The sequence below is a fragment of the Microbacterium trichothecenolyticum genome, assembly GCF_000956465.1.
Classification (GTDB): Bacteria; Actinomycetota; Actinomycetes; order Actinomycetales; family Microbacteriaceae; genus Microbacterium; species Microbacterium trichothecenolyticum.
The window spans coordinates 14,505-26,125 of the sequence record NZ_JYJA01000037.1 but is presented as its reverse complement, the minus strand read 5'-3'; the positions used below and the strand labels follow the sequence as shown (position 1 = coordinate 26,125).

Sequence of the window (11,621 nt, the reverse complement as noted above, 5' to 3'; positions counted from 1 at the left end):
TCAGCCGGCGATCGAGTCGGTGAGCTTGGCATAGGCGGCGGGGCGCCGGTTCTTGATCCACGCGGCCTGGGCGTAGCCGATGATCGGCACGACCACCACGAGGCCCAGGAGGAACCAGCTGACGGCGCCGAACACCGGGTTTCCGCCGGCGTCGACATCGCCGACCATGATCGGGAAGTAGGCCACGATGAGCGCCGCCGACAGCACGAGCCCGACGAATCCGAGTGCGGGGGCGATCACGGTGTTCCACGCCCGGCCGTCCTTCTTCGTCCTGGCGAAGTAGACGATGACGGCCACCGAGGTGACGGCCATGAGGATGGCGATGGCGAGCGTCGCGACGCCGGCGAACCACGTGAACACCTGGAGGACGGGGTCCAGGCCCAGCACCGCGAAGACGGCGATGAGCACGACCGCGGTGACGGTCTGCACGAGCGACGACACGTGCGGCGACAGATGCTTCGCGTGGACGGCGCCGAGCTTGTCGGGCAGCACTCCCGCGTTCGCCATGGAGTGCTGATAGCGCGTGACGACGTTGTGGAACGACAGCACGCACGCGAACATGGCCGTGATCAGCAGGATGTTGACGGCGACCTCGCCGAAGGGGCCGAGGTAGCGGGCCATGGTCGCGATGATGAACGTGCCCGGGTCTTCGGCGATCACCTCCAGCACGCTGCTCGGGCCCCACGCCATGACCAGGCCCCACGAGGCGAGCGTGTAGAAGATGCCGATGCCGATGACCGCCGCGTACGTGGCGCGGGGGATCGTGCGGTTCGGATCCTTGGCCTCGTCGCGGAAGATCGCCGTCGCCTCGAACCCGATGAACGCGGCGATCGCGAACATCAGCCCGACGCCGGGCGAGCCGGCGGCGATGTTGGCCGGCTCGAACGGCGCAAGGCTCAGACCCTCGGCTCCGCCGCTCGCGATCACGACGACGATCATCGCGAGCACGATGCCGACCTCGGCGACCAGCAGCACACCGAGCACCTTGCTGGACAGGTCGATGTGCCGGTAGCCGAGCACGCCGACGACGGCGATCGTCGCGAGCGACATGAGCCACCAGGGCAGCGCCGGTCCGCCGAGCGACTGCACCGTGACCGAGAGGATATAGCCGAGGTAGCCGTACACCGAGACCTGGATGGTCGTGTACGTCAGCATCGCGATCCACGCGCTGGCGAGGCCGGTCGATCGCCCCAGGCCGTAGCCGACATAGGTGAAGAAGGCCCCGGGCTTCGGGACATGACGAGTCATCGCCGCGAGGCCCACCGCGAACAGGAGCAGGATGACGGCGCTGATGGCGTAGAGGGCGGGGAAGCCGATCCCGTTGCCGAGCAGCATGCCCAGCGGCGCGGCGCCGCCGATCACGGTGAGAGGGGATGCGGCGGCCACCACCATGAAGACGATGGCGGTGACTCCGAGGGAGCCGGTGAGCGTGCGCTTGGCGGACGCCTCGACTCCCTTCGATTCGAGCTGGGTCATGGCAGGACCTCCGGGGCGAACGCGGGAACGGGATGCCCCGAGCATCGCTGCACCGGATTGCACCGTCGTCACCCGCTCGTGAAACCTCCCGCACGCCGACTGAGACCCGGCGTCGGCGGTGTCTCATTCGGGCGATACGCGGCCGAAACACGAGGGAAGCGGGGTGGCAACGGCAGCCGCGTATCGTGTGGTCCGCAACACCCGGAGGGCGACATGACCGCACTGGAGCGCGCGATCGCGCGGCCCGACCCCGTCCACGACTTCGGAGCCCGCTCGCCCTTGTACGGTCTCGAGCGGCGCAGCGTCGGTTTCATGGACGTGCTCGCGCAGTCCGTCGCCGCGGTCGCACCCGCCGCCGCGGCGACGACCGTCGTGCTCCTCGTCGCGGGCATCTCACCGTCGGCGACCGTGCTGTCGATCGTCCTCGCCGGGGTGCTGAGCCTGCTGGTGGCCCGCACGATCTCGCAGTTCGCGCGCCGACTGGCCGCCGCAGGCTCCACCTACACCTACACGGCGCGGGGTCTGGGGGCGGGTGCGGGCCTCGCGTCCGGCGCGGCGATCCTCGTCGGCTACGGCGCGATCGCGATGTTCGCCCTGCTGGGCGGCGCCTACTACGTGACATTCCTGCTGGAGGCGGTCTGGCCCGCGTTCGGCGGACCCGGCACCCTGGCGGCGGTCCTGGCGGCGGAGGCCGCATTCGTCGCGGTCGTGCTGGTGCGCGGCATCCGCATCTCATCGCGGATCGCCCTCGTCGTCGAGGGGCTGTCGGTGGTGCTCATCGCGGTGCTCCTGGTCGTGCTGCTGGTCCGGATCGGCCCGATCGATCCGGCGGAGGTCCTGGGACTCGGTGGGATCGAACCCGCCGCGCTCGCCGCGGGTTCGGTGATCGCACTCACCGCGTTCGTCGGCTTCGAGAGCGCCTCGACGCTCGGCGTCGAGGCGCGCACGCCTCTTCGCAACGTGCCCCGCGCGATCGTGTGGACGGTCATCCTGTCGGGTGGGCTCTACGTGCTGGCCGCCGTCGCCCAGGTCGCGGGCTTCGACGCGCTCGGAGCATCGCTCGCCGCGAGCGCCTCTCCGATCAACGAGCTCGCCACCGCGTACGGGCTGGGCGGATGGGGCGTCGTGGCCGACATCGGCATCGCCGCGTCGTTCCTCGCGTGCGCGATCGGCTCGACCACCGCGCTCACGCGGGTGGTGTTCACGATGGGCCGCGACGGCGTCCTTCCGCCGGTGGCCGGGCGAGCCCACCCACGCTTCGGAACGCCGATCGGCGCCGTCGCACTGGCCCTGCCGGTGATCATCGTGGTGCCGTTCGCGCTGCTGCTCGCGGGACTCGACGTCCGCGGCGCGATGCACGCGACCATAGCCGTCGGGGGCGCCGGCTATATCGTCGCGTACATCCTGGTGTGCGCGGCGGCGCCGGTGTTCCTGCGGCGCATCGGCGAGGCGACGATCGGGTCGACGGTCGCGGCGACGGTGTCGGCGGTCGTGCTCGCAGCCGCGCTCGTCACCTTCTTCGCGGTCGACGCCGCGGCGGGCAGCGTCGCACTGTGGGTGGTGCTGGCGGTCGCCGGGATCGCCGCCGTCGCGGTGGTCGTGCGGCTGCGACGGGGGCTGCCGTCCCTGGCGCGGATCGGCTCGTACGACGAGCCCGTCGCCTCCCAGGTGCTCGGCGGTGTCGCCCGACCGGAAGCGGCCGATGGTGACTGACGAGCCCTCGCGGGGGCCGACGCTCACGGCACGCCAGCCCAAGGCGGTGCACAGCGCGCTCGGCGTGCTGGAGGCCGTGGCGCATCTGGGCGCGGGGGCGACGGCGCGCGAGATCTCGCAGGAGCTGGGACTGCCGCGCGCGACCGCCTACCGGCTGCTCAACCTCCTCGTGCAGGACGAGTACCTCGTCCGCACGCCCGACCTCACGGGCTTCGCGCTCGGCGCCAAGGTCGTGCAGCTCGCCGCGGTGGCCGCGGGACCGGCGCGCCTGACGTCAGCCGCGCGGGGAATCGTGGCGGAGGCCCGCGCCGCCCTGCGCGGCGGGGTGCACGTGGTGTTCTTCGTCGACGGGCGCGTCGCGGTGGTCGACGCCGATCCCGACTTCCCGCTGTCGGACGAGGTTCGCCTCGCGCGCGAACCCGCCAGGTCCGCGATGGGGCGCCTCCTGCTGGTCGAGCAGGAGAGTGCGCAGAGCACGACCCGACAGGAATTCGCCGAGCTCGGCGCGACGCGGCAGCTGGGCGAGATCGTCCCGGGCTACGGCTGCGTCGCCGTGCCCATCCGGGATGCGACCGGCCGCTTCGCGGGCGCCGTCGGCTTCTCGGGTCCACGTCATAGGGCCGACGAGCCCTCGCAGGTGCTGTCGGTCCTTCACCCGCTCGCCGTGCGTCTCGGGCCGCTGGTGGTGTGACTGACCGGTCTGCGGACGGGTTAGACTTGACCCAGCTCTCCGCGAGGCGGCATCCAGGCCAACTCCCCCAGGACGGAAACGTAGCAAGGGTAACCAGGCTCTGCCGGGTTCGCGGAGAGTCTTAATTTTCCCGGGCGAACGGGCCCTCCAGCATCGACCACTGCAGCAGCATGATGGTCTTCGCGTCCTGGATCCGCCCGTCGCGGACCATCGCGAGAGCCTCCTCGATGCCGAGGTCGAGCAGCTCGATGTGCTCACCCTCCTCCGCCAGGCCGCCGCGCTCGCCGACCCCGGCCGCGCCGTCGTAGGGCGCCGCGAAGAAGTGCAGCCGCTCCGTGACCGAGCCCGGGCTCATGTAGACGTCCCACACGTGCTCGAGCTCGCCGATGTCGACACCGGTCTCTTCGACGGCCTCGCGCCGGATCGCGGTGGCGGGGTCGTCCTCGTCCAGGAGTCCTGCGGCGGTCTCGATCAGCATGCCGTCGGGGTGGTCGTTGACGTAGACGGGGTAACGGAACTGGCGCGTGAGCAGCACCGTGCGTCGGGCCGGGTCGTACAGCAGCACGGTCGCGCCGTTCCCGCGGTCGTACGTCTCGCGCTGCTGGGTCTCCCAGCGGCCGGACGGCCCGCGGTACTCCAGGGTGGTGCGCCGCAGCACGTGCCACGCCGACGCGAGAACCTCGACGTCGGTCACGCGCACGTCCCGGTTGCGGTCGAGCTCCCGCCCCGTCCGGTCGAGGCCGGTCCGGCCGCGATGATCGGGGACGTCGATTCCGGGGCGAGGTTCGTGCATGCCGTCGAGGGTATCCGCGGGGGCCGCCGATGCGGACTCCGTGGGGCGTGCTGCTTTTGTTCCGGTGGCACGCCTGGCCGCGGCATCCGTCCCGCCCATAGGCTGGTCGCGTGGCGCAGAGCATCTACATCACGTCGGCAGAAGGCCACTCGGGGAAGTCAACGGTCGCTCTCGGGGTGCTCGACGCACTGAGCCACGCGACACCGCGGGTGGGGGTGTTCCGGGCGATCGCCAGGTCGACCGTCGAGCGCGACTACGTGCTCGAGATGCTGCTCGATCACGACGGCGTCGATCTTCCGTACGACGACTGCATCGGGGTCACCTACGACGACGTCAGGCATGATCCGGATGCTGCGCTCGCGACCATCGTCGAGCGCTACAAGGCGGTCGAGGCCCAGTGCGACGCGGTCGTGATCGTCGGCAGCGACTACACGGATGTGGGGAGCCCCGCCGAGCTCGCCTACAACGCCCGCATCGCGGCGAACCTCGGAGCCCCGGTGCTGCTGGTGCTGGGAGGCCGCTCGGCTCAGAACCAGACGCAGCCCGAGCAGCTCGGCTCCTCGCTCGCGCGCACGCCCGCCGAGATGGGCCAGATCGCCGACCTGGCGCTCGCGGAACTCGCCCACGGGCGGGCGAAGCTGTTCGCCGTCGTGGCGAACCGCGCCGACGCCGAGCGCGCCGATGAGACCCTCGACGCCATCCGGCGGTCGATCCAGGCGCACCTCGACGGCGCCGCCCCTGCCGCACCTGTTCCCGTCTGGGCGATCCCGGAGGACCGGTTCCTCGTGGCGCCGTCGATCCGCGGCATCATGCGCTCGGTCGACGGAGAGATGCTCGCCGGCGATGCCGGCCGGCTCACGCGCGAGGCGCTCGCGGTGGTGGTCGCGGGGATGTCGATGGTGAACGTGCTGCCGCGCCTGCTGGAGGGTGCAGTCGTCATCATCCCCGCGGACCGCTCCGAGGTGCTGCTGGCGACCCTGCTCGCCAACGCGTCGGGTACGTTCCCCTCGATCTCGGGCATCGTGCTCAACGGCGGGTTCGAGCTGCCCGAGCCCGTCACGCGCCTGATCGACGGCCTCGGCTCGAGCGTGCCGATCATCACGACCGAGCTCGGCACCTACGAGACCGCCGTGCGCATCATGGGCACCCGCGGCCGCCTCGCCGCCGACTCGCAGCGCCGCTACGACACGGCGCTCGCCCTCTTCGAGCAGAGCGTCGACACCGACGAGCTCCTCGTCGCGTTCGGCCTGGCGCGCGCGACGGTCGTCACGCCGCTCATGTTCGAGTTCCAGCTCATCGAGCGGGCGCGCGCGCAGCGCAAGCGCATCGTGCTCCCCGAGGGCGACGACGACCGCGTGCTGCGTGCTGCGGCGACGGTGCTCAAGCGCGGCATCGCGGACCTCGTGATCCTCGGCGAGCCCTTCGAGGTGCGCGCCCGCGCGATCGAGCTGGGCATAGACATCCAGGGCGCCGAGGTGCTCTCGCCCATGGACGCCGTCCACGTGCACAAGTTCGCCGAGGAGTACGCGCGCCTGCGCGCCCACAAGGGCGTCACCGTGAGGCAGGCCGCCGACACCGTCACGGATGTCTCGTACTTCGGCACGATGATGGTGCACCTCGGTCTCGCCGACGGCATGGTGTCGGGCGCCGCGCACACGACGGCGCACACGATCCGCCCCGCGTTCGAGATCATCAAGACCAGGCCGGGCGTCTCCGTCGTGTCGAGCGTCTTCCTCATGGCACTCGCCGACCGCGTGCTGGTCTACGGCGACTGCGCCGTCATCCCCGACCCGACGAGCGAGCAGCTCGCCGACATCGCGATCTCGTCGGCTGCGACCGCTTCGCAGTTCGGGATCGACCCGCGCGTGGCGATGCTCTCCTACTCGACGGGGGAGTCGGGATCGGGTGCCGATGTCGAGAAGGTGAGGGATGCCACGGCCCTCGTCCGCTCGCGAGCCCCGGAGCTCCTCGTGGAAGGGCCGATCCAGTACGACGCGGCGGCCGATGCCGCGGTCGCCGCGGCGAAGATGCCCGGGTCGGCGGTCGCGGGGCGCGCGACGGTCTTCGTCTTCCCCGACCTCAACACCGGGAACAACACGTACAAGGCGGTGCAGCGCTCGGCGGGTGCCGTCGCGATCGGGCCGGTGCTGCAGGGCCTCAACAAGCCGATCAACGACCTTTCGCGAGGCGCCCTGGTCGACGACATCGTCAACACGATCGCGATCACCGCGATCCAGGCGCAGGAGGCCGGGCGCTGAGACGGCGACCGGAAGAAGAAGGGAACGCGCGATGACCCCGGTGCTCGTGATCAACAGCGGCTCGTCGTCGTTCAAGTACCAGCTCCTCGACATGGACTCCGAGCGCACGCTCGCTTCCGGACTCGTCGAGCGCATCGGCGACCCGATGGGCGTCGCGCGTCACACCGTGTACGCCACGCCGACGGACGGCCCCTCGCCGGCCTTCCTCGACGCCACGCGCACCCGCGAGCTTCCGATCCCCGACCACACCGCCGGCTTCGGCGTGATGCTCGAGGCGTTCGCGTCGGACGGCCCGTCGCTCGCCGAGACGCCGCCGGTCGCCGTGGGGCACCGCGTCGTGCACGGCGGTGCACGCTTCTTCGAGCCGACGCTGATCACGCCCCTCGTCGAGATCAACATCGACGAGCTGTCAGTGCTCGCCCCTCTGCACAACCCCGCGAACCTCGCCGGCATCGTCGCCGCCCGTGCGGCCTTCCCCGACGTGCCGCACGTGGCCGTCTTCGACACCGCCTTCCACCAGACCCTGTCGCCGGCGGCCTACACCTACGCGATCGACGCCGAGGTCGCGGCATCCCATCGCATCCGCCGCTACGGATTCCACGGCACGTCGCACAAGTTCGTGAGCGAAGCCGCGGCGGCGTTCCTCGGGCGCCCGCTCGCCGAGCTAAGGCAGATCGTGTTCCACCTCGGCAACGGGGCGTCGGTGACCGCGATCGACGGCGGCCGCTCGGTCGACACCTCGATGGGGTTCACCCCGCTCGAGGGGCTGGTGATGGGCACCCGCTCGGGCGACATCGACCCGGCCGTGCTGTTCCAGCTCGAACGGCGCGCCGGCATGACCGTCGACGACCTCGACGAGCTGCTCAACAAACGCAGCGGGCTGCTCGGGCTCGCGGGCTCCAACGACCTGCGCGACATCCGCGCTGCAATCGAACGAGGCGAGGAACGCGCGATCCTCGCGTTCGAGGTGTACGTGCACCGGCTGCGCGCCTACGCCGGCGCCTACCTCGCGCAGCTCGGCGGCGCCGACGTCATCTCGTTCACCGCGGGTGTAGGCGAGAACGCACCCCACGTGCGCGCGGGAGCGCTCGAGACGCTCGGCTTCGCGGGCGTCGAGATCGACCCGGCTCGAAACGAGAGCCGCGAGCGCGGCATCCGGATCATCTCGACGGATGCCTCGGCCGTGACCGTCCTCGTCGTGCCGACCGATGAGGAGCTCGAGATCGCGCGCCAGACCCTGAGTGTCGCCCGCGCGTGACCGTCACGGGGTGCGACCGGACACCTGCCCGCATTACGCTTGCTGGACGGCGCGATGCAGTGCCGACGCACCCGCACCCGCTCTCGGAGGTTCTGTGGCTGACGACGCCCTGCCCGATCTGACCGCTTACGACGCCGTGCTGTTCGATCTGGACGGCGTCCTCACGCCCACCGCCGAAGTGCACATGCATGCCTGGCAGACGATGTTCGAGGAGCTCTTCGCGGCGTGGGACATCACCCCGCCGTACGCCGAGCGCGACTACTTCGATCACCTCGACGGGAAGAAGCGCTACGACGGAGTGGCGAGCCTGCTGCGCTCCCGCGACGTCGAGGTGCCGTGGGGCCACCCGTCCGATCCGGTCACGGCCGACACGGTGTGCGGCATCGGCAATCGCAAGAACGCCGTGTTCGAGCGCGTGCTCCGCGCCGACGGCATCTCGGCGTACCCGGGCTCGCTGCGGCTTCTCGACGCGCTCGCGGCAGCAGGCACCACCGTCGCGGTGGTGTCGAGCTCCAAGAACGCGGAGGAGGTGCTGGCGGCAGCCGGCATCCGTGATCGCTTCGCCGTCGTCATGGACGGCGTCATCGCCGAACGCGACCACCTCGCCTCGAAGCCCGCACCCGACGTGTTCCTGGAGGCGGCACGGATGCTGGGCGTCGAGCCCGCGCGCAGTGTCGCGGTGGAGGACGCCATCAGCGGCGTGCAGTCCGCTGCGGCCGGCGGGTTCGGGCTGGTGGTGGGCGTCGACCGCGGAGCCGGCGAGGAGGACCTCGTCGAGGCGGGCGCACACGTCGTGGTGAAGGATCTGGAGGAGTTCGCACGATGATCGATCGCGACCGGTTCCCCGTCGACCCGTGGCGCCTCGTCGAGACGTCGTTCGACCTCGATGACGCCGGCGTCACAGAGACGCTGTTCGCCGTCGGCAACGGCTACCTCGGCCTGCGAGGCAACCAGCCCGAGGGCCGCCACGCACATGAGCACGGCACGTTCATCAACGGGTTCCACGAGACGTTCCCGATCCGTCACGCCGAGCAGGCCTACGGCTTCGCCGAGGTGGGCCAGACGATCATCAACGCCCCCGACGCCAAGGTCATGCGCGTCTACGTCGACGACGAGCCGCTGTCGCTCGATGTCGCCGACGTGCGCGAGTACGAGCGGACGCTCGACATGCGCGACGGCGTGCAGCGCCGGCACATCCTGTGGGTCACGCCGTCGGGCAAGGAGGTGCGGATCGATTACGAGCGGCTGGTGTCGTTCGAGGAGAAGCACCTCGCGCTCATGACGGTGGACGTCACCGTGCTCAACGCCGACGCCCCCGTCACCGTGAGCTGCCAGATCCTCAACCGTCAGGATGGCGAAGACGTCTACGGCGGCACTCCGGCGGCGCCGCGCAGGGCCGGATTCGACCCGCGAAAGACAGAGAAGCTGCACGAGCGCGTGCTGCAGCCGCAGGAGTACTGGCAGGACAAGCTGCGCTCCGCCCTGTCGTACCGCGCCACCGACTCGGGCATGACCATCGCCGTCGTGGCCGATCACCTCGTCGAGACGGCGAACGAGTACACCTCGCGCACGCTCATCGAGCCGGACATCGCGAAGAACGTGTTCCGCGTGAACGCGAAGGCCGGTGTGCCGATCCGGGTCACGAAGCTCGTGAGCTACCACACGTCGCGTGGCGTGCCCGCGCGCGAGCTCGTCGACCGCTGCCGCCGCACCCTCGACCGCGCCCTCGGCGAGAGCGTCGATGCGATCCGCGCCCAGCAGCGTGCGTGGCTCGACGCCTTCTGGGAGCGTTCGGACGTGCGCATCGGCGGCCACGACGACCTCCAGCAGGCGACCCGCTGGTGCCTGTTCCAGCTCGCGCAGGCGTCTGCGCGTGCCGACGGCCAGGGTGTGCCGGCGAAGGGCATGACGGGCTCCGGATACTCCGGGCACTACTTCTGGGACACCGAGATCTACGTTCTCCCGTTCCTCGCGTACACGACGCCGTTGTGGGCGCGCAACGCGCTGCGGATGAGGTACCTGATGCTGCCCGCCGCCCGCAAGCGTGCCTTCCAGCTCAACGAGGCCGGCGCGCTGTTCCCGTGGCGCACGATCAACGGCGAAGAGGCCTCCGCCTACTACGCCGCCGGGACCGCGCAGTACCACATCAACGCCGACGTCAGCTTCGCGCTCGCGAAGTACGTGCGCGCGACCGGCGACACCGACTTCCTCTTCCGCGAGGGCGTCGACATCGCCGTCGAGACGGCGCGCCTGTGGGCGACCCTCGGCTTCTGGCGCTCGAGCGACGGCGTGCTGGACGGCGAGGGCGACACGTTCCACATCCATGGCGTGACCGGGCCCGACGAGTACACCACCGTCGTCAACGACAACCTCTTCACGAACGTCATGGCGCGCTTCAACCTCCGCTTCGCCGCCCGCACCATCCGGGAGATGGCCGAGGCCGACGGCGAGGTCTACCGCCAGATGGTCGATCGCCTCGCCCTCGAGCCGGGCGAGCCCGAGGCGTGGGAGCGGGCCGCCGAGGCCATGCACATCCCGTTCAGCCCGAGCCTCGGCATCCATCCGCAGGATCACGTGTTCCTCGAGCGCGAGATCTGGGACCTCGAGAACACCCCGCCCGACAAGCGGCCCCTGCTGCTGCACTTCCACCCGCTGGTGATCTACCGGTACCAGGTGCTCAAGCAGGCCGACGTCGTGCTCGCCCTGTTCCTGCAGGGCAACCACTTCTCCGACGAAGACAAGCTCGCCGACTTCGAGTACTACGACCCGCTGACCACCGGTGACTCGACCCTGTCGGCGGTCGTTCAGTCGATCCTCGCCGCGGAGGTGGGCTACCAGGACCTCGCGCTGGAGTACTTCCGGCAGTCGATCTTCGTCGACCTCGGCGATCTGCATCACAACGCGTCCGACGGTGTGCATGTGGCGTCCGCCGGTGGCGTGTGGACCGCACTGGTGTCCGGATTCGGCGGCATGCGCGACCACTTCGGCGAGCTGTCGTTCGACCCGAGGCTTCCCGCCTCGTGGCCGTCGCTCGAGTTCGTGCTTCACTGGCACGGCACGCGCCTGGTCGTCACGGTCACCCGCGACGAGGTGCGGGTGCGCGCCACGGAAGGCGACCCCGTGGGCTTCAGCGTGCGAGGCGCGGGCTACGTGGTCGGCGCGGGCGAAGAGGTCGTCGCTCCGCTCGACGGGCAGGGCCCGGTGATCCCGGGGCGCCCATCGCTGCGCGAGCTCGGCGACGCTCGCCGTGAGGACGGCTCGCTGCTGTCGGCATCGGTGCCCACGGTCACCTCGACGATCCCCATCATCGTCGGCGCCGCCGACGTCGAGCACGGCGCCGACGTCTGACGCGCCTGCGAGATCAGGAGATCTGGCCAGAGCAGGGCGATTCGCGGGGAATCCACCTGTCGCCGCCGGATCTCCTGATCTCAC

At 70.5% G+C, this 11,621-nt stretch carries 8 protein-coding genes and 1 other RNA gene; 7 read left to right on the top strand and 2 right to left on the bottom strand.

The window, feature by feature from the left end; genetic code table 11:
• A complete protein-coding gene (locus RS82_RS13035) occupies positions 1 to 1,476 on the bottom strand; it encodes an APC family permease (protein WP_045300136.1) in 1,476 nt (491 codons plus the stop codon).
• A gap of 213 nt (positions 1,477 to 1,689) precedes the next feature.
• Here RS82_RS13035 and RS82_RS13030 point away from each other — a divergent pair, with 213 nt between their 5' ends.
• The 3 genes from RS82_RS13030 to ffs all read left to right on the top strand — a co-directional run bounded on the left by RS82_RS13030 (position 1,690) and on the right by ffs (position 4,007).
• Entirely contained in the window at positions 1,690 to 3,189 is a 1,500-nt protein-coding gene (locus RS82_RS13030) for an APC family permease (protein WP_045300134.1), read from the top strand.
• Positions 3,182 to 3,880, top strand: coding sequence for an IclR family transcriptional regulator (locus RS82_RS13025; RefSeq protein WP_245619608.1), 699 nt, complete (start codon positions 3,182 to 3,184; stop codon positions 3,878 to 3,880). The genes RS82_RS13030 and RS82_RS13025 overlap by 8 nt, the downstream gene beginning before the upstream one ends.
• A gap of 30 nt (positions 3,881 to 3,910) precedes the next feature.
• Positions 3,911 to 4,007, top strand: an RNA gene (ffs, locus tag RS82_RS21100) — signal recognition particle sRNA small type.
• Here the strand turns inward: ffs and RS82_RS13020 are convergent.
• Positions 4,002 to 4,673 carry an NUDIX domain-containing protein gene (locus tag RS82_RS13020; RefSeq protein ID WP_045300132.1) on the bottom strand — a complete coding sequence of 224 codons (672 nt, stop codon included), beginning with the start codon at positions 4,671 to 4,673 and terminating at the stop codon, positions 4,002 to 4,004. The genes ffs and RS82_RS13020 overlap by 6 nt on opposite strands.
• Positions 4,674 to 4,783: 110 nt before the next feature.
• Between RS82_RS13020 and pta the strand changes: the two genes are divergently transcribed.
• The 4 genes from pta (at position 4,784) to RS82_RS13000 (ending at position 11,537) form a co-directional block, all read left to right on the top strand.
• A complete protein-coding gene (gene pta / locus RS82_RS13015; protein ID WP_045300130.1) occupies positions 4,784 to 6,931 on the top strand; it encodes a phosphate acetyltransferase in 2,148 nt (715 codons plus the stop codon).
• Positions 6,932 to 6,962: 31 nt separating this feature from the next.
• Positions 6,963 to 8,189 (top strand): acetate/propionate family kinase, encoded by a 1,227-nt coding sequence (locus RS82_RS13010; RefSeq protein WP_045300128.1) that lies wholly within the window; start codon positions 6,963 to 6,965, stop codon positions 8,187 to 8,189.
• A 94-nt stretch (positions 8,190 to 8,283) separates the two neighbouring features.
• Positions 8,284 to 9,015 (top strand): HAD family hydrolase, encoded by a 732-nt coding sequence (locus RS82_RS13005; protein WP_045300126.1) that lies wholly within the window; start codon positions 8,284 to 8,286, stop codon positions 9,013 to 9,015.
• Entirely contained in the window at positions 9,012 to 11,537 is a 2,526-nt protein-coding gene (locus tag RS82_RS13000; RefSeq protein WP_045300124.1) for a glycoside hydrolase family 65 protein, read from the top strand. Before RS82_RS13005 ends, RS82_RS13000 begins: the two co-directional genes overlap by 4 nt.
• Positions 11,538 to 11,621 lie beyond the last annotated feature (84 nt).

Coding starts and splice junctions, on each gene's coding strand:
- RS82_RS13035 (WP_045300136.1), bottom strand. CDS start 1,476: ATGACCCAGCTCGAATCGAAGGGAGTCGAGGCGTCCGCCAAGCGCACG.
- RS82_RS13030 (WP_045300134.1), top strand. CDS start 1,690: ATGACCGCACTGGAGCGCGCGATCGCGCGGCCCGACCCCGTCCACGAC.
- RS82_RS13020 (WP_045300132.1), bottom strand. CDS start 4,673: ATGCACGAACCTCGCCCCGGAATCGACGTCCCCGATCATCGCGGCCGG.
- RS82_RS13010 (WP_045300128.1), top strand. CDS start 6,963: ATGACCCCGGTGCTCGTGATCAACAGCGGCTCGTCGTCGTTCAAGTAC.
- RS82_RS13000 (WP_045300124.1), top strand. CDS start 9,012: ATGATCGATCGCGACCGGTTCCCCGTCGACCCGTGGCGCCTCGTCGAG.